Genomic DNA, 17,635 nt, shown 5'->3' with positions numbered 1-17,635 from the left:
CATCTTCTTCGGCTTCAACCTGACCTTTTTCCGCAGTTCATCCTCGGTTGTCTGGGCATGCCGCGGCGCTACCACAGCTATCCGGATGAGTTCATGTTCCGTGCATGTCATGTCGTCGACGGGCGCTGCGGTCCTGGCGGTCGGTTACGTGCTGCCGTTCTTCTACCTGCTCTGGTCGCTGCGCTATGGTCCGCTGGCGGACGATGATCCGTGGGACGCTGCCGGCCTCGAGTGGCGCACGTCCTCGCCGCCGCCGACGCACAACTTCGCGGAGATCCCCATTGTCGATTTCGAAGCCTACGAGTACCCGCCGGAGGCCACTCATGGAACCTCGTAGGGAATACTTGGCGGAGCATTTCCAGACCCCTGCGCAGCAGCGCGAGGCGACCTACCTGGGCATATGGCTGTTCCTGGCGACAGAGCTGATGATGTTCGGCGGCGTGCCTGGTGATCTACTACTATCGGGTTGCCCACACCCAGGCAGTTGCCGAGGCCATGGGACACTTGCACTACCTGCTTGCCGGTTTCAACAGCGCACTGCTGCTGACCGGCAGCCTGTGCATGACGCTGGTGGTCGAGGCGGCCCGGCGGCAGGTATACGGCCGGGTGAAGTGGATGCTGGGCGGTGCCGCGCTGTTTGGCCTGGCATTCTGGCGCTGAAGGGTTTCGAGTACGCCTGGGAAGTGCGCGAAGGACTGTCGCCGCCGACCTCGCCGGAGTCCCCGCTGAGCTCACAGCCGGCGAGGCTCTACATGCACGTCTATCTGTTCGCCACCGGGCTGCACGCCATTCACGTACTGGTCGCCGTCGCCCTGACGATCGGCATGCTGTTACGCATCCATACCGGCCACATGAAGATGCCCGAACGGGCGATCACGCTCGAGGCAGTCGCTTTTTATTGGCACCTGGTGGACGCGATCTGGATATTGCTTTACGCGTCGCTGTACCTGGTGGGGCGCGGCGCATGAGCCAACGACTATTCATCGTCTGGATCGGCCTGCTGGCGCTGCTGGCCGGCATGGTCGGGCTGGCTCACTTTTTCCCCGCTTACGCCTGGCTCGCGCTGATCGGTTCTGCGGGGCAAGTGGTCCTGCTTCTCGGCGGCTTCGTGCGTCTGCAGGATCATCCCGCGCTGGTGCGCTTTTTCGCGCTCGGTGCCGGCTTCTGGATAGTTCTGATGTTCACCCTGACGCTGGCTGATCTCTTCACGCGCTAAAGTGCGATCCTAGCGGTGCTGATGGCTGTTGCCGACGTGCGTGCCCTGCGTATCCGGCGCGCTGATTGACCCGGACGTATTGAGCTGGCCGAGTATCGCGCAGTTGTCGATGTCGCGTGCGCCACCGCAGCGGTGGCGCAGTTCGACCAGTTGCTTCTGCAGGTCATGCAAGGCATTGATTCGAGCCTGCACATGGGTGATGTGCTCGTCGATCAGGCTGTCCACCGTCTCGCAGCTTTCCTGGGGCTGGTCGCGCAGGGCGAGCAGCCGCTTGATCTCGTCGAGCGTCATGTCCAGGGTGCGGCAGTTACGGATGAAGGTCAGGCGCTCGACGTGCTCCGGCCCGTACACGCGATAATTGTTGGCCATTCGCGCGGGCGGGGGGAGCAGTTGTTGCTGCTCGTAATAACGTATGGTTTCCACCTGGCAGGCGGTGCTGGCACCCAGTTCTCCAATTCTCATGTCCACCTCAACGAATGACCGGTTCATCCTATAGTGGCTAGAGGGTGCTGGCTTGGCAACCAGGTTAGCGGACCTGGCGGGCGGATGGCCGCTGACGCTGTCGTTGACGCGTTGTTACAAAACTTCTAACCTTGCGCCTGCTTCAGGTGCCCGCCAATGATTCGGTGGGTGAAACTGGGAAGCCGGTGCGCTCTTCGAGCAATCCCGGCGCTGCCCCCGCAACGGTATACAAGTGCCGCCAGCCTCTTGGCCGGCAGCGATCGCTCAGACCACTGTGCCTCGGCATGGGAAGGTGCGATCGCCGAATCGATCATCCATCGCGATGGATCATTCACTTGTGAGCCCGGAGACCGGCCTGACGCTTTCCACAGCAGAGCGGCGGGCTTCTGCGGGTGTTCGGCTCTCGTGCCGTCTGCCAGCGTTGCTCGCCCTGCAATACCAACAGCAGGGTCGTGCGGGTAGGCACGACGGAGCAGCGCACTCAGATGAAAACCTTTCTTTCCGCTTCGGTGGCCGTGGCCATCGTCAGTACTTCCAGCTTGTCTCTGGCAAACCCCTATCGTCTCGACGATCAGGTGGTCACCGCCACCCGGACCACTCAGAGCAGTACGCCCGGCATCGCCGCCACCAGTGTCATAGGTCGTTATGAAATCGAGCGTTTGCAGGCGACAAGCGTGCCTGATCTGCTGCGCCGGGTACCGGGCATCAGCCTGACCAACACCGGAGGCCCCGGCAAGAACACCACGGTGAGCATTCGTGGCAGCAACAGCAATCACGTGCTGGTGCTGATCGACGGCGTCCGCACGGGGTCGGCGACGACCGGCGACGCGGCCTGGCAGAACCTGCCGGTGGAGCTGATCGAGCGCATTGAAGTTGTACGCGGGCCTCGCTCCAGTCTGTACGGCTCCGAGGCTATAGGTGGCGTCATACAGATCTTCACCCGGCGCGGCGAGCAGGATGGCGTCAATCCGTACGCGTCGGTCACTGTCGGCAGCCGCAACCATCACGCTGGCAGCGCCGGCGTATCGGGCGGGCATGGCAATGCCTGGTACAACCTGGGTATCAGCAGCCTGGATACGCGTGGGATAGACGCGCGTCCCGGTGCGCCTTCGCCCGAGCCGGACCATGACGGCTACCGCGAGCTGGCAGCGAATCTCAACGGCGGTTATCGATTCGATAACGGCCTGGAACTGGACGGCTACGTGACCGAAGTGCACTCGCATAACGATTTCGACTCCGGACGTAAGGCCAACGCGGACAATGTGCTCAAGACCTACGGTGCCCGGGCAGCATTTTCGCCGATCGATCCATGGCGGATGACCATTCAGGCGGGGCGCAGCGAAGACAAGCTCGACACCTTCAACGGCAGCGTATTCGATACGCGGATCGATACCCGTCGGGACAGTTTCGGTTGGCAGAACGACGTGGAGATCGCCAAGGATCAGCTACTGACGCTGGGCTACGACTACCTCGACGATTCGGTCAACGGCACCACGGATTTTCGTGAAGACAGCCGCGACAACCATGGCATCTATGCTCAGTATCTTGCCGACTTCGGTCGCCATTCCTGGCAGCTCGGCCTTCGCAGTGACGATAACGAAGCACACGGTCGGCACAACACAGGTAGCGTCGGCTACGGTTTCGCGCTCAGCCAGGCGATACAGGCCACCCTCAGCTACGGTACTGCCTACAAGGCTCCGACCTTCAACCAGCTGTACCATCCGTTTTACGGCAACCCCGATATCACTGACGAGACATCGAAGAATATCGAGGCAGGCCTGAACGGCGAGCATGGCTGGGGGGACTGGTCGGTAGCCGTATTCCACAACGAGATCGATGATCTGATTGCCTACTTCAACCAAGGAGACGGGCTGCGCGCGTACAACATCGACAAGGCAGTCATCCGGGGTGTCGAGATGGGTCTGGGCAGCCAGTGGCTGAGCTGGGACTGGCGCACCAATCTGACTCTGCAGGACCCGGCGAACCGTTCCAGTCGCGCCAACCAGGGTGAGCTGTTGCCACGCCGGGCAGAACAGTTGTTCAATCTTGACGTCGATCGCCGCTTCGGCTCGGTTGGCGTCGGCGCCAGCGTGCATGCCGAAGGGCGCCGTTGGGACAATACCCAGAACACCAACGAGTTGTCTGGCTACAATACAGTCGATCTACGCGCCCAGTACTGGTTCAGCCATGCTTGGCGGGTACAGGTCAGTGTGACCAACCTGTTCGATACCGATTATGAAACCGCCCGTACCTATCAGCAGCCGGGCCGGGCCGGTTATCTGACCTTGCGCTACCAACCGATTTGAGAAGTTGACTTATAACGACAGCAAAAAAGGGGAAATACATGCTCGAACTATCCAAACGTAGCCAGGTGATCGTGGGCGTCGCCCTGGTCCTGTTGATGGCGATGACACGGGGGAGCCATTTCGATCTGGTGAACCTGCGCAGCGCCTCGTGGGCGGTGTTTTTCCTCGCTGGCGTGTTGCTGCGTCCGCGCTGGATCTTCCCTGCGCTGTTTCTGCAGGCGACCTTCATGGACGTCATGAGTGTTGGCTGGACAAACGCCGGTCATCACTGCATGACCGTAGCCTACTGGATGCTGGTTCCCGCCTACGCCGCGCTGTGGTTTGGCGGTCGTCTGTACGCTCGCTGGCACCAGGACAGCCTGCGTAGCCTGCCGGTTCTTGCCGGTGTGATGTCGGTCAGCGCGCTGGTATGCCAGTTGTTCTCCAGCGGCGGGTTCTACTTCTTCTCTGGCCGTTACGCCGAGCCGACGTTCGTTGGCATGCTTGAGCGGATCGCGACCTACTATCCGCAGTATCTGGCGACCATGGCCTTCTACGTGGCTGTCGCTGCGCTGTTGTATGCAGCGCTTCACGCCGCGGCGCCGCTGCGCAACGGGCAGGACCGTCACGCGTGAGCGACGCCGAACGCGATGAACGTCACCGCCTGCGCATGCAGCGCAAGAAGGCGGTAATGGACGAGAAGATCGCCCAGGCCCAGGATGAACACGGGCTGCTCCTGGTGTTGACCGGCAACGGCAAGGGCAAGAGCAGCTCCGCGTTCGGCATGGCGGCTCGCTCGCTCGGCCACGGTTACAAGGTGGGCATCGTCCAGTTCATCAAGGGCGCACGCAGTACCGGTGAGGAAACCTTCTTCCGTCGCTTCCCTGACGAAGTGCGCTATCACGTCATGGGCGCCGGCTTCACCTGGGAAACGCAGGATCGTCAGGACGACATGGCCAAGGCTCGTGCAGCCTGGGACGTGGCGGTCGAGTTGATGAGCGATCCGGAGATCGCCCTGGTAGTGCTCGACGAGCTGAACATCGCTTTGAAATATCGTTATCTCGAAATCGAACAGGTACTGCGCGACATCGGTTCGCGGCCCATGCATCAGCATGTTGTCGTGACTGGCCGTGGTGCGCCGCCCGAGCTGATCGAGGCCGCCGATACGGTGACTGAGATGGGCGTGGTCAAGCACGCCTTCAAGTCCGGGATCAAGGCGCAGAAGGGGGTCGAGTTTTGACCACACGGCAGTGCCCGGCGCTTCTGATCGCCGCGCCTGCTTCGGGGCAGGGCAAGACCACCGTCACCGCGGCACTGGCGCGCTTGCACCACAGGCAAGGGCGTCGCGTCCGGGTGTTCAAGTGCGGCCCGGACTTTCTCGATCCGATGATCCTGCAGCGAGCCAGCGGCCAGCCGGTCTACCAGCTCGATTTGTGGATGATCGGAGAGCAGGAGAGCCGGCGCATGCTGTGGGGAGCGGCAGGCGAGGCGGATCTCATCCTGATCGAAGGCGTCATGGGACTGTTCGACGGCAATCCTTCCGCGGCGGATCTCGCCCGGCACTTCGGCGTGCCGGTGATGGGCGTCATCGACGGGTCGGGGATGGCGCAGACCTTCGGCGCCATGGCTCACGGGCTGGCGCATTTCCAGTTGCACTTGCCATTCTCCGGTGTGCTCGGTAACAAGGTTGGCAGCGCCCGTCATGGCAAGATCCTTCGTGACAGCCTGCCGGCGGGCATGCATTGGTATGGCGCGCTACCACGCAGTCCGGACGTAGCGCTGCCCAGCCGGCATCTGGGTCTGGTGCAGGCGGACGAGCTGCTCGACCTCGACGCGCGGTTGGATGCCGCGGCCGACGCGCTGGAGGCCAGTGCCGGTTCGGCGCTGCCCGCACCGGTCGACTTTGAGGGCGCGCCGCAAGCCGCTCGGGATCGGCTGCTGGCCGGCGTGCGCATAGGTGTCGCGCGTGATCCTGCGTTCGCTTTTATCTACCAGGCCAACCTCGACGTGCTCGAATCGCTCGGTGCCGAGTTGGTGTTTTTCTCGCCGCTGCGCGATTCGGCGCTGCCAGATGTTGAGAGTCTGTATCTGCCGGGGGGATATCCCGAATTGCACCTCGAACAGTTGGCGTCCAACCGCGCGATGCAATCGGCGATCCGCCAGCACCAGCAGTCCGGCAAGCCGATCCTCGCCGAATGCGGCGGCATGCTCTATCTATGCGAAACGTTGACCGATGCCGAGGGCACGACGGCTGAAATGGTCGGGCTGGTTTCGGGGCAGGTCACCATGCAAAAGCGCCTGGCTGCGCTGGCCTTGCAGGAGGTGTCGCTGCCTGAAGGTTCTCTGCGCGGCCACACCTTCCATCACTCTGCGCTGCAGTGCGAGCATCCCGTTCTGGTGCGCGGCGAATGCCCGAACTACAAGCGCACGGCCGAGGCGGTCTATCGGTTGGGTCGGCTGACCGCGTCGTATATCCATCTGTATTTTCCCGGCAATCCGCGCGCCGTGGCAGCATTGTTTCAGCCATGAACGATCAGGCCTTCACCGACACCGAGCGGGCAGGGGTGTACCGGGCTATTCGCGAACGCCGCGACATGCGCCACTTCAGTGGCGGCAGCGTCGAGCCGGAGCTGCTTGCGCGGCTGCTGCAGGCAGCCCATAACGCGCCCAGCGTCGGGCTGATGCAGCCGTGGCGCTTCGTGAGAATCACTCGCCAGGATATCCGCGCCGAGCTTCATCGCCTGGTCGAGGCCGAGCGCCGTCTTACCGCCGAAGCGCTGGGTCAGCGCAGCGATGAGTTCATGCAACTCAAGGTCGAAGGCATCCTCGACTGCGCCGAACTGCTGGTCGCTGCGCTGCCGGATGGGCGCGAGAAGCATCTGTTCGGCCGCCGCACCTTGCCTGAGATGGATCTGGCATCGCTGGCCTGCGCCATCCAGAACATGTGGCTGGCAGCTCGCGCCGAAGGACTCGGCATGGGCTGGGTATCGCTTTTCGATCCCGATGCGCTCGCCGCGTTGCTTAGCATGCCGGAGGGCGCGCGTCCGGTGGCAATACTCTGTCTGGGACCGGTGCGGGAATTCTATCCGCGACCAATGCTGGAAGAAGAGGGCTGGGCCCAGGCGCAACCGCTGTCCGAACTGGTCTTTACCGATGGCTGGGGTCATTAGTCGTGAAGGGGCCACAGCGCATCGTCTGTCTGTCTACCGAAACCTGCGAAGTGCTATACCGGCTTGGCGAGCAGGATCGCATTGCCGGTATTTCCGGCTTTACCGTTCATCCGCCACAGGCGCGCCGGGAAAAACCCAAGGTCTCCGCCTTCACCAGTGCCAAGACCGAGCGGATTATCGAGCTCAAGCCTGATCTGGTCCTGGGATATTGCGACCTGCAAGCCGGTATCGCTGCCGACCTGGCCCGGGAAGGGCTGGAAGTGCATCTGTTCAACCAGCGCGACATAGCCGGCATCCTGCGCATGATCGAAACGCTGGGTGCGCTCGTCGGCGCGGGTGAGCGGGCCGCTGAGCTGGTTCAGGGGCTGCAGGAGCGCCTCGATCAGGTTCGTCAGCAGTCTTCATCCTTGCCCTGCAGACCACGGGTGTACTTCGAGGAGTGGAATGATCCGTTGATCTCGGGCATCCGCTGGGTCAGCGAGCTGATCGACATAGCCGGGGGTGAGGACTGCTTCGCCGATCTCAGCCATCACCCCCGGGCGCGTGACCGCTATATCACCGAACCAATGGAGGTGGTTCGCCGCGCGCCGGATCTGATCATCGGCTCCTGGTGCGGCAAGCGTTTCCGCCCGGAGCAGCTGGCCGAGCGCGATGGTTGGCGATCGATCCCGGCGATTCGTAGTGGTGACGTACACGAAATCAAGTCTCCGGACATTCTTCAGCCGGGTATCTCGGCGCTGACGCTGGGGCTCGATGAATTGCAGCGTCTCATCCGTAACTGTGCGGAGCGCATGCGATGATGGCGCCGCTCATGCTGGCTGCCATCCTGCTCGACCAGGTACTGGGCGAGCCGCGTCGCTGGCATCCGCTGGTGGGGTTCGGCTGGCTGGCTTCGGCCATCGAGCTGCGGTTCAACCGGGGGCAGCCGCGGCGCAACAAGGGACTCCTGGCATGGTCACTGGCGGTGTTGCCGCTCACCTTCGCGGCCTGGCTGATCTCGAATCTGCCCGGCATTGGCTGGCTCGCGGAAATGATACTGCTCTATCTTGCCATCGGCCTGCGCAGTCTCTCCGAACACGCGATGCCGATCGTGCGGGCTCTGGGAGCGGGCAACGTGGACGCCGCAAGGGAACGGGTCGGACGCATAGTCAGCCGTAACACCAACGCCCTGGATGAGACCGGTATCGCCCGCGCCACCACCGAGTCGGTTCTGGAAAATGGCAGCGATGCCGTGTTCGCTGCGCTGTTCTGGTTTGCCATCTTCGGCGGGCCTGGTGTGGTTCTGTACCGGCTGGCCAATACGCTGGACGCAATGTGGGGCTATCGGAACGAGCGCTTCCTGCACTTCGGCTGGGCTGCGGCGAAGATCGACGACTTCCTCAACTTCATTCCGGCCCGCCTTGTCGCGCTGACCTATGCATTGTGCGGCAAGACGCGGCTGGCGCTTGCCTGTTGGGCGCAGCAAGCTCCGCTCTGGGATAGTCCCAACGCCGGCCCGGTCATGGCGGCCGGGGCAGGTGCGCTCGGCGTCAGCCTCGGCGGACCAGCCAGCTACGAAGGTGAGATCCATAAGCGACCCTTGCTCGGCGCGGGACCTGCGCCCGGCGCGGTAGACATCCTGCATGCCCTTCGGCTGGTACGCCGCAGCGTCACGCTCTGGGTGATAGTCATTTTCCTCATCTGGGGATTAAGCCTTGCTTGAACACGGTGGGCGTTTGCGCCAAGCGGCCGCGCAGTACGGGATCCCGCTTGCGGACTGGCTGGATCTGTCGACCGGCCTGGCCCCCTATGCCTGGCCGCTGCAGCCCGTTCCCGCTGAGGTATGGCAGCGTCTGCCGGAAGAGCAGGACGGCCTCGAAGAGGCCGCGCGAGCGTATTACGGCGCCGACTCGATCCTTGCCGTGGCGGGATCGCAGGCGGCGATACAGGCATTGCCTTCTCTGTTCGCCGGTAAGCGCGTGGGCATCGTCGAGCCATGTTATGCCGAGCATCGCCATGCCTGGGAAGCGGCCGGCTTCGTGCCCGAGTCGCTGGGTTCAGAGGATGTGGAAGCCGGTCTCGCGCATATCGACGTGCTTGTTGTGATCAACCCCAACAATCCGACCGGACGACGGTTCACTGTCGATCAGCTTCTCGGCTGGCACTCGCACCTGGCGAGTCGCGGTGGCTGCCTGATTGTCGACGAGGCGTTCGTCGACCCGACCCCCGAGGATAGCCTCGCCGCGCATTCACATCTTCCCGGTCTGGTCGTGCTGCGTTCGCTCGGCAAGTTCTTCGGGCTGGGTGGTGCACGGCTGGGTTTCGTGTTGGCCGCCGAGCCGGTTTGTCAGGCACTGGCGGAGCGACTGGGACCTTGGGCTGTCAGTGGGCCGACTCGCTATGTCGGACGGCTCGCTCTGGCTGACTGGAAAACCCAGCAGGACTGGCGTGATCGCCTCGCCGCGGACGGTTGGCGGCTTGCCGAGCTGCTGGCTTCCCGCAGCCTTGCTCCCTCCGGCGGCTGCGCGTTGTTTCAGTGGGTTCAAGACGCACAGTCGATATCGATATATGAATCATTTGCCAGACAGGGGATCCTCACGCGGCTGTTTGCCGAGCAATCGGCCCTGCGTATCGGCTTGCCGGCGGACGAGTCCGGCTGGAAGCGCTTGAGCCTGGCCTTGCAGCCCGTGCGGGAGTTTCGCTGATCATGCCTACCGTCATGGTGCAGGGCACCACCTCGGACGCCGGCAAGAGTACGCTCGTGACCGCGCTATGCCGCTGGCTGCGTCGTCAGGGCGTCAGTGTGGCGCCGTTCAAGCCGCAAAACATGGCGCTGAACTCAGCGGTGACGGTTGATGGCGGAGAGATCGGGCGCGCCCAGGCGGTCCAGGCCGAGGCCTCAGGCGTCTTGCCGCACACCGATATGAATCCGGTACTGCTGAAGCCAAATACCGATACCGGGGCGCAGGTGATCATCCACGGGCACGCGATTGGCTGCATGGATGCCCGGACCTACCACGCCTACAAACCCGAGGCGATGCGCGCCGTGCTGGTCTCGCATCAGCGTCTCTGTCAGCGCTATGACGTGATCATGGTCGAAGGTGCCGGTTCGCCTGCCGAAATCAACCTGCGTGAAGGCGACATCGCCAACATGGGATTCGCCGAGGCAGTCGACTGCCCGGTACTGCTGGTCGCCGATATCGACAAGGGTGGCGTGTTCGCCCATCTGGTCGGCACGCTGGAGCTGCTGTCGCCGACTGAACGCGCCCGGGTACGCGGTTTCGTCATCAACCGTTTTCGCGGCGACGTGAGCCTGCTGCAGCCGGGTATCGACTGGCTCGAGGCGCGCACCGGTGTGCCGGTGCTGGGCGTGCTGCCGTATCTGCACGACCTGCATCTGGAAGCCGAAGACGCAGTGAATGCGCGCCAGGCGAGCAAATCCCAGGCAGCGTTGAAGGTGGTCGTACCGGTATTGCCGCGCATCAGCAACCACACCGATTTCGACCCGTTGCGCCTGCATCTGCAGGTCGACCTGCAATTCGTACGCGCGGGCGAGATTATTCCGCCGGCAGACCTGATCATCCTTCCTGGTTCAAAAAGCGTGCGCGCTGATCTGGCGTTCCTCCGTGAACACGGCTGGGAAACAGCAATCCAGCGACATTTGCGTTACGGCGGTCGGGTCCTGGGGATCTGCGGCGGCCTGCAGATGCTCGGCAAGCGCGTCTGCGACCCGCTGGGTTTGGAAGGGCCGGCGGGTGACTCGCCGGGCTTCGGCCTGCTCGATTTCGAAACGACGTTGCAGGCGCAGAAGCGTCTGACCAACGTTTCAGGGCGGCTGGTGCTGGACGACGCGGTCGTACGTGGTTATGAAATTCACGCGGGGATAAGCTCAGGGCCGGCCCTGGCTCGGGCCCTGGTGAATTTCGACAACGGCCAGTCGGATGGAGCCTTGAGCGAGGACGGTCTGGTAGCCGGTACCTATCTACACGGGTTGTTCGAGGCGGCCGAGGCGAGCGGTGCTTTACTTGCCTGGGCCGGCGTCGAACGGGTCGAAGGGCAGGATTACGCTGGGCTTCGCGCGCGTGATATCGACCGTCTGGCGGACCTGATAGAACGGCATATGGATATTCCCAGGTTACGCGAAGTAATAGGTCTAACTATATGATCGAGTTAATATTAGGCGGTGCACGTTCCGGCAAGAGCAGGTTGGCGGAAGACACCGCTGCCGCCTCCGGTCAGACCGTCAGTTACGTCGCCACCAGCCAGCCGCTGGACGATGCCATGGCCGAGCGTATTGCACGCCATCGCGCCCAACGGCCTGCCCACTGGGGCCTTGTCGAAGAGCCGGTTGCGCTGGCAGATGCTCTGCGCCAGATAGCCGCAGAGGACCGCTGCGTGCTGGTGGATTGCCTGACCCTTTGGCTCACCAATTTGCTGCTGCATAACGACCCGCAGCGTTTGGCTGCCGAGCGTTCCGCGTTGATTGAAGTTCTGCCTCAATTACCGGGACACATCATCCTGGTCAGCAACGAAACCGGACTCGGTGTCGTGCCGATGGGGGAGCTCACGCGCCGCTATGTCGATGAAGCGGGATGGCTACATCAGGCCTTGGCCGGATTGAGCGATCGGGTCACGTTTTGCGTGGCAGGGCTACCGATGATTCTCAAGGGAGGGAAAGCGTGAAGCGCGCATGGTGGGAAGCGCCTGCCGCATCACCGGACGAGGCGTGTCGCGCCCGCGCCATGACCCGACAGGGTGAACTGACCAAGCCGCCCGGGTCGCTGGGTCGGCTGGAGGAGGTTGCCACCACGCTGGCCGCGCTTCAGGGCCGCGACCAGCCGCAGGCCGGGCTCGTGGCGATTCATATATTTGCCGCCGATCACGGCGTCGTTGCCGAAGGCGTCTCCGCCTTCCCCCAGGCCGTGACCGGTCAGATGCTGGCCAATTTTGCCAATGGTGGGGCGGCGATTAGTGTGCTGGCGAAATCGCTGGATGCCCGGTTGCGTGTTTTCGACCTCGGCCTGGCGGTGCCCATCGAAGAGCTGCCAGGCGTCAAACATCTGAATATCGCAGCAGGGACGGCCAATTTCTCCCGTACCGCGGCGATGACCAACGAACAATGTGAACTGGCGCTGCATGCCGGACATGACGCTCTCGAAGCGACGGCCGAAGAGGGCGCCGACCTGTATATCGCAGGTGAAATGGGGATCGGCAACACCACCAGCGCAAGCGCACTGGCCAGCGCCTTGCTCGGTCTCGCGCCCAATGCTCTGGTCGGGCCTGGCACCGGTCTGGACGCGTCCGGGGTGAGACATAAGCTGCGCGTCATCGAGAAAGCCTTGAGGTTGCATGCGTCGCGGACGGCATTGCCGTTCGATGCGCTTGCCTGTCTCGGGGGCTTGGAAATCGCTGCTTTGACTGGCGCCTATGTGCGAGCCGCGCAGCGTGGTGTTCCGGTACTGGTTGATGGATACATCTGTTCGGTCGCTGCGCTCTGTGCGGTCCGGTTGAACGCTGGAGTGCGACCCTGGTTACTGTTCGGTCACAGCAGTGCCGAGCCCGGCCATCGCCACGTACTCGAGGCGATGAAGGCCAAACCGTTGCTCGACATAGGCATGCGTCTGGGCGAAGCCAGTGGAGCTGCAGCGGTGGTCCCGCTGTTGCGCCTGGCCTGCGTCCTGCACAACGGCATGGCCACGTTCGCCGAAGCCGCCGTGTCCGGCAGGGCCGGCCAATGATCCTCGAGCTGCTGCGACACGGCGAAACCGAACGCGGCGGCGGTTTCCGCGGGAGCATCGATGATGCGCTGACGCCGGCCGGCTGGAAACAGATGAATGAGGCCCTGGCAGGGCTGGACGGTTGGGACGCGATCGTCTCGTCACCGCTGCAGCGCTGTGCTGGCTTCGCTGCCGAACTGGGTAAGCTTCACGGGGTCGCAGTGGATATTCGCCCGGATCTGCGGGAATTGCACTTTGGCCAGTGGGAGGGCAGGCACCCCAGCGAGCTGATGTTGGATCAGGCGGAGGAACTCGGCAGGTTCTGGGATGATCCCTATACCTTCACACCACCGGCTGGCGAACCGGTCGTCGCGTTCCGTCAGCGTATCGTCGATGTGCTGGCGGCGCTTGCCGAGCGTTATGCCGGGCAACGGGTACTCGCGGTCACCCACGCCGGCGTCATGCGCCTGTTGCTCGCGCGCGCCCGAGGGCTACCGGACCGCGATCTGTTGCAGGTTCAGGTCGGTTACGCACAGCTCGTGTCGCTGCGTCGCCTGGATGACGGCACCCTTAAGGAGGTATCTGCATGACCCCATTGCTGATTGCCCTGCAATTTTTGACGACCATCCCGATTCGCCTGTCTAGACCGCCGCGCCCGGAAGAAACCGGCGCATCGCTGCTCTGGTATCCGGTGGTTGGTTTCCTCGTCGGACTGTTATTGCTGCTGGTTCAGTGGGCGGTGGCCGGGTTGCCGATCATGCTGCAGGCGGCGCTGGTGCTGGCCTTCTGGGTAGCGATCAGCGGGGGGCTGCACCTGGACGGTCTGGCCGACACTGTGGATGCATGGGTGGGCGGGCGCGGCGACCGGGAGAAGACGCTCGCCATCATGAAGGATCCGGCAAGCGGGCCGATGGGTGTACTGGCGCTGGTGCTGGTTCTGCTGGTCAAGTTCGCTGCGCTGGCTACCGCCATCGAAATGAACTTCTGGTGGGTACTGCTGATCGCTCCCTGGATCGGGCGCTGGTTGCTGCCCGCACTGCTGCTGACCACCTCCTACGTGCGAGAAGGTGGTTTAGGGCAAGCGCTCAGTGAACACATACCTCGCGTCTGGCTCCCGGCGGTGCTGTTCGTGCACGGCTTCGCGATGATGGTGATCGGCGGGTTTGGCTGGCTGCTGATCGTGCTCTTGTTGGGCGTGGTGTGGCGAGCGCTCCTCAAGCGACGCTTGGGCGGCACGACCGGCGACACCGCCGGTGCGCTGGTGGAGCTGGGCGAAGCCCTGGCTCTGGTCGCCCTAGTATGGGCGAACGGACCGTTCGTCTCTTGACTGAACTTTTCCAAAGGTGCTTCATCTGACTGTAATGTAAGGACAATAACGTCGAGTCGAGGTCTGGTTTCGACCCGCTCGTACAGTCAGGAGAAAACCCATGAATGACTATGTGGAAGAACTTATTGAGCAGCACGCCCAGGAATGGGATCAGGAAGTAGAAGACGCCGAAGAGATGTAACTCTTCCGGCGTTTTCCGGTTAACAAGCGCATCTGTTTCTCTCCTTTGTTCAGCCTTCCTTTGTGATCGCCTCACTGCGCGATCGCCGAAACTCTCGCCTGTAGCCTCCCGGGGCCTGGCCGGTCCAGCGCCGGAATGCGCGCTGAAATGCCGCCGGTGAGGAAAACCCCAGCAGAAACGCCACTTCACCCAGCGCCATCTCCGTATCGCGGATATAGCTGAGAGCCAGATCCCGGCGGGTTTCGTCGATGATCTCCTGGAATCGCACGTTGTCCTCTGCGAGCAAGCGTCGCCGCAGCGTCCAGGATGGTTGCCCCAGTTTCCGCGCGACCTCGCTGAGTGTCGGTAGACGCTGGTGCAGTTCGGGCGACACGATATCCGCCACGCGGTCCCGTAATCTTCGTACCCGACTCAGGCGCTCGAGGCGCGCTATGCACAACTCGACCAGCTCCGCATGCGTGGAAAGTGCAGTCTGAATCAGGGGCAATTCGAGACTCGACGGCTCCCACACCAGTTGGTTTTCTGCCTGGCCGAACAGAACCGGGCAGGGGAAAAATTGCGCGTACGCATCGGCGTAGTCCGGTTCGGGGAACTCGATATGCACTTCGCGCAGCCGCGCCCGCCCTCCGGTCAACTGCAGGGCAATGGTGGCGCGCGAGCTGAGCGCCGAGTCGACGACGAACAGGTTGTACTGGTTGTACGGGCTGATGGAATAGAAGCGCAGCGCGGGCGGTACGTAGGCCGAATGACCTCGATAGTTCTGACTGGTCAGCCGCTCGAAGCGCGTCAGCGTGGCGAATGCCGCGCCAAGCGTGGGTGCACTACTTGCCGCCATGCCTGGGAGCCCCAGATGGCTGGCATGACTGTGCCGGCCCATCCACAACCCGATTGCCGGTTGTCCGCTCAGCTGGATGGCAGCGTTGCCCAGGCGCATGAAGCGTGGAATGCTGATTCTTGCCTCCGCCTTGGCCAGCAGTTCATCCGCCACGGCGAAACGCTGGAATAGTGGCGCCGGGTCATGCCCCAGATATTCCAGGGCCGCGCGCAGGCTATAGAGATAGCCGACCGACAGGTCGCCGAGTTTCATGGACGATGCTTCCGGGGTTTCTGGGTCAGATTGTTACTAGCGGGTATTTAACTGTGATCCAAGGTGATTGAGCAAGCGCGTGCGCGAGCCTATCGTCTTGCTCCATGACCCGGGCGGCAAGGACCGCCAGGCACTGATGATGAGTCACCGGAGCGACACATGAGCACCCACAGCCTGTACCCTAATCTTCTGGCCCCGCTCGATCTGGGCTTCACTACCCTGCGCAATCGCACCTTGATGGGCTCCATGCATACCGGCCTGGAAGAGCGCGAGAACGGCTTCGAAAAGATGGCCGTTTATTTCGCCGAGCGTGCCCGCGGCGGTGTCGGCCTGATCGTCACCGGCGGGATAGGCCCGAATGAAGAGGGCAGCGTAGGCCACGGTGCGGCGAAGATGAGCACGCCAGAGGAGGCCGAGCGACACAAGGTGGTAACCGCTGCGGTGCATGAAGCGGGCGGCAAGATCTGTATGCAGATTCTGCATGCCGGACGCTATGCCTACAGCCCCAAGCAGGTATCGGCCAGCGCAGTGAAAGCGCCGATCAATCCGTTCACGCCGAAAGAGCTGGACGAGGCGGGCATCGAGAAACAGATTGCCGACTTCGCAAACTGCGCCAGCCTGGCGCAAAGCGCCGGCTACGACGGCGTGGAGATCATGGGCTCGGAAGGTTACTTCATCAACCAGTTCCTGGTCGCCCACGTCAACAAGCGCACCGACAGCTGGGGAGGCAGTTACGAAAACCGCATGCGTCTGCCGGTGGAGATCGTCCGCCGCGTACGCGAGGCTGTCGGAACCAACTTCATCATCATTTATCGCCTGTCGATGCTGGATCTGGTCGAGAGCGGCAGCACCTGGGATGAAGTGGTAATGCTGGCCAAGGCCGTCGAGAAAGCCGGCGCTACGCTGATCAATACTGGTATCGGCTGGCACGAGGCGCGGATTCCTACCATTGCCACCAAAGTGCCGCGGGGAGCCTTCACCCGGGTAACCGCCAAGCTCAAGGGCGAGGTAAACATTCCGCTGGTAACCACCAACCGTATCAACACGCCGGAAGTGGCCGAGCGGGTATTGGCCGAAGGTGAGGCGGACATGGTCTCGATGGCCCGTCCGTTTCTCGCCGATGCGGACTTCGTCAACAAGGCTGCAGAAGGCCGCGCCGATGAGATCAATACCTGTATCGGTTGTAACCAGGCCTGCCTTGATCATACCTTCGGTGGCAAGCTGACCAGCTGCCTGGTTAACCCGCGCGCCTGTCACGAAACCGAACTCAACTACATTCCGACCACCCAGGTGAAGAAGATCGCCGTGGTCGGCGCCGGCCCGGCGGGTCTGTCCGCCGCCACCGTGGCTGCCGAGCGGGGCCATGACGTGACGCTGTTCGATTCCGCCGACGAGATCGGCGGCCAGTTCAACGTCGCCAAGCGCATCCCCGGCAAGGAAGAGTTCTACGAAACGCTGCGCTATTTCGCGCGCATGATCGAGAAACACGGCGTGCAGCTGCGCCTGGGCCAGCGCGTCGACGTCGCGGATCTGAGTGCCTTCGATGAAGTCATTCTGGCGACTGGCATCAAACCGCGCACGCCGGAGATTCCCGGCGTTGATCATCCCATGGTCATCAGCTATCTGGACGCCATCCTCGGTCGCAAGCCGGTTGGCCAGCGGGTCGCGGTGATCGGTGCCGGCGGGATCGGCTTCGACGTATCCGAACTCCTCACCCATCAGGGCGAGAATCCGAGCCTGAACACCGAGCTGTTCTGGAAGGAATGGGGAATTGATCCGGCGCTTGAGGCTCGCGGCGGCATTGCCGGGGTCCAGCCTCAGCCGCATGCGCCGGCTCGCGAGGTTTACCTGATGCAGCGCAAGGTGACCAAGGTTGGCGATGGCCTGGGCAAGACTACCGGGTGGATTCATCGCACCGGGTTGAAGAACAAGCAGGTGAAGATGCTCAATGCAGTGCAGTATCTGGGCATTGACGAAGCGGGCTTGCATGTTCGACTGGGCGAAGCGGCCGAACCGCAGCTGCTCGAGGTCGACACGATTGTCATCTGCGCCGGTCAGGAGCCGTTGCGCGAGCTGGAAGCGGGTCTGCAAGCGGCCGGCAAAGCGGTACACCTGATCGGCGGAGCAGATGTCGCAGCCGAACTCGATGCCAAGCGTGCCATCAACCAAGGTTGCCGCCTCGCTGCAGCGATCTGACGACCTCCGCACCCT

Annotated in this window: 20 protein-coding genes and 1 riboswitch; of the genes, 18 read left to right on the top strand and 2 right to left on the bottom strand. The window is 62.8% G+C overall.

The window, feature by feature from the left end; genetic code table 11:
• The first annotated feature begins 85 nt into the window (after window positions 1-85).
• The 4 genes from BLT85_RS16835 (at window position 86) to BLT85_RS07675 (ending at window position 1,216) form a co-directional block, all read left to right on the top strand.
• Entirely contained in the window at window positions 86-337 is a 252-nt protein-coding gene (locus tag BLT85_RS16835; RefSeq protein ID WP_231701564.1) for a hypothetical protein, read from the top strand.
• A 110-nt stretch (window positions 338-447) separates the two neighbouring features.
• Window positions 448-660, top strand: coding sequence for a hypothetical protein (locus tag BLT85_RS16660; protein WP_157718149.1), 213 nt, complete (start codon window positions 448-450; stop codon window positions 658-660).
• A gap of 92 nt (window positions 661-752) precedes the next feature.
• Window positions 753-968 carry a cytochrome c oxidase subunit 3 gene (locus BLT85_RS16655; protein ID WP_157718148.1) on the top strand — a complete coding sequence of 72 codons (216 nt, stop codon included), beginning with the start codon at window positions 753-755 and terminating at the stop codon, window positions 966-968.
• The gene (locus tag BLT85_RS07675; protein WP_093392813.1) at window positions 965-1,216 is read left to right on the top strand and encodes a hypothetical protein; all 252 of its coding nucleotides are present in this window, start codon (window positions 965-967) and stop codon (window positions 1,214-1,216) included. Before BLT85_RS16655 ends, BLT85_RS07675 begins: the two co-directional genes overlap by 4 nt.
• 9 nt (window positions 1,217-1,225) lie before the next feature.
• Here BLT85_RS07675 and cadR read toward each other — a convergent pair whose 3' ends face one another.
• Window positions 1,226-1,678: a Cd(II)/Pb(II)-responsive transcriptional regulator gene (gene cadR / locus BLT85_RS07670; protein ID WP_093392810.1), complete on the bottom strand. Its 453-nt coding sequence runs from the start codon at window positions 1,676-1,678 to the stop codon at window positions 1,226-1,228.
• A gap of 127 nt (window positions 1,679-1,805) precedes the next feature.
• A riboswitch (cobalamin riboswitch) is annotated at window positions 1,806-2,051 on the top strand.
• Between the two features lie 112 nt (window positions 2,052-2,163).
• Between cadR and btuB the strand changes: the two genes are divergently transcribed.
• From btuB to BLT85_RS07605, 13 genes are read left to right on the top strand one after another with little or no spacing between them, the layout of a single operon-like run.
• The gene (gene btuB, locus BLT85_RS07665) at window positions 2,164-3,984 is read left to right on the top strand and encodes a TonB-dependent vitamin B12 receptor (RefSeq protein WP_093397515.1); all 1,821 of its coding nucleotides are present in this window, start codon (window positions 2,164-2,166) and stop codon (window positions 3,982-3,984) included.
• Between the two features lie 38 nt (window positions 3,985-4,022).
• Window positions 4,023-4,598 carry a hypothetical protein gene (locus BLT85_RS07660; RefSeq protein WP_093392808.1) on the top strand — a complete coding sequence of 192 codons (576 nt, stop codon included), beginning with the start codon at window positions 4,023-4,025 and terminating at the stop codon, window positions 4,596-4,598.
• Window positions 4,599-4,633: 35 nt separating this feature from the next.
• Complete coding sequence (gene cobO, locus BLT85_RS07655) at window positions 4,634-5,203, top strand: cob(I)yrinic acid a,c-diamide adenosyltransferase (RefSeq protein ID WP_093397512.1); 570 nt, start codon at window positions 4,634-4,636, stop codon at window positions 5,201-5,203.
• Window positions 5,200-6,492, top strand: coding sequence for a cobyrinate a,c-diamide synthase (locus tag BLT85_RS07650; protein ID WP_093392806.1), 1,293 nt, complete (start codon window positions 5,200-5,202; stop codon window positions 6,490-6,492). The genes cobO and BLT85_RS07650 overlap by 4 nt, the downstream gene beginning before the upstream one ends.
• Entirely contained in the window at window positions 6,489-7,133 is a 645-nt protein-coding gene (gene bluB, locus BLT85_RS07645; protein ID WP_093392803.1) for a 5,6-dimethylbenzimidazole synthase, read from the top strand. Before BLT85_RS07650 ends, bluB begins: the two co-directional genes overlap by 4 nt.
• A 2-nt stretch (window positions 7,134-7,135) precedes the next feature.
• Window positions 7,136-7,933: a cobalamin-binding protein gene (locus BLT85_RS07640; RefSeq protein WP_093392801.1), complete on the top strand. Its 798-nt coding sequence runs from the start codon at window positions 7,136-7,138 to the stop codon at window positions 7,931-7,933.
• Window positions 7,930-8,835: an adenosylcobinamide-phosphate synthase CbiB gene (gene cbiB, locus BLT85_RS07635; RefSeq protein ID WP_093392798.1), complete on the top strand. Its 906-nt coding sequence runs from the start codon at window positions 7,930-7,932 to the stop codon at window positions 8,833-8,835. Before BLT85_RS07640 ends, cbiB begins: the two co-directional genes overlap by 4 nt.
• A complete protein-coding gene (gene cobD, locus BLT85_RS07630; RefSeq protein ID WP_093392796.1) occupies window positions 8,828-9,817 on the top strand; it encodes a threonine-phosphate decarboxylase CobD in 990 nt (329 codons plus the stop codon). The genes cbiB and cobD overlap by 8 nt, the downstream gene beginning before the upstream one ends.
• Before the next feature lie 2 nt (window positions 9,818-9,819).
• Window positions 9,820-11,277: a cobyric acid synthase gene (locus BLT85_RS07625; protein ID WP_093392793.1), complete on the top strand. Its 1,458-nt coding sequence runs from the start codon at window positions 9,820-9,822 to the stop codon at window positions 11,275-11,277.
• Window positions 11,274-11,795: a bifunctional adenosylcobinamide kinase/adenosylcobinamide-phosphate guanylyltransferase gene (cobU, locus tag BLT85_RS07620; RefSeq protein WP_093392791.1), complete on the top strand. Its 522-nt coding sequence runs from the start codon at window positions 11,274-11,276 to the stop codon at window positions 11,793-11,795. Before BLT85_RS07625 ends, cobU begins: the two co-directional genes overlap by 4 nt.
• Window positions 11,792-12,850, top strand: a complete 1,059-nt coding sequence (gene cobT, locus BLT85_RS07615) for a nicotinate-nucleotide--dimethylbenzimidazole phosphoribosyltransferase (protein ID WP_407920162.1) — start codon at window positions 11,792-11,794, stop codon at window positions 12,848-12,850. The genes cobU and cobT overlap by 4 nt, the downstream gene beginning before the upstream one ends.
• Window positions 12,847-13,419, top strand: coding sequence for a histidine phosphatase family protein (locus BLT85_RS07610; protein WP_093392785.1), 573 nt, complete (start codon window positions 12,847-12,849; stop codon window positions 13,417-13,419). The genes cobT and BLT85_RS07610 overlap by 4 nt, the downstream gene beginning before the upstream one ends.
• Entirely contained in the window at window positions 13,416-14,156 is a 741-nt protein-coding gene (locus BLT85_RS07605) for an adenosylcobinamide-GDP ribazoletransferase (protein WP_093392782.1), read from the top strand. The genes BLT85_RS07610 and BLT85_RS07605 overlap by 4 nt, the downstream gene beginning before the upstream one ends.
• 230 nt (window positions 14,157-14,386) lie before the next feature.
• Here the strand turns inward: BLT85_RS07605 and BLT85_RS07600 are convergent, their stop codons facing one another.
• Complete coding sequence (locus tag BLT85_RS07600) at window positions 14,387-15,424, bottom strand: AraC family transcriptional regulator (protein WP_093392779.1); 1,038 nt, start codon at window positions 15,422-15,424, stop codon at window positions 14,387-14,389.
• Between the two features lie 159 nt (window positions 15,425-15,583).
• Between BLT85_RS07600 and BLT85_RS07595 the strand changes: the two genes are divergently transcribed.
• Window positions 15,584-17,620, top strand: coding sequence for an NADPH-dependent 2,4-dienoyl-CoA reductase (locus tag BLT85_RS07595; protein WP_093392776.1), 2,037 nt, complete (start codon window positions 15,584-15,586; stop codon window positions 17,618-17,620).
• Window positions 17,621-17,635 lie beyond the last annotated feature (15 nt).

The organism is Halopseudomonas xinjiangensis, assembly GCF_900104945.1.
Taxonomy (GTDB): Bacteria; Pseudomonadota; Gammaproteobacteria; order Pseudomonadales; family Pseudomonadaceae; genus Halopseudomonas; species Halopseudomonas xinjiangensis.
This window is presented reverse-complemented; position numbering and strand designations above follow the sequence as displayed.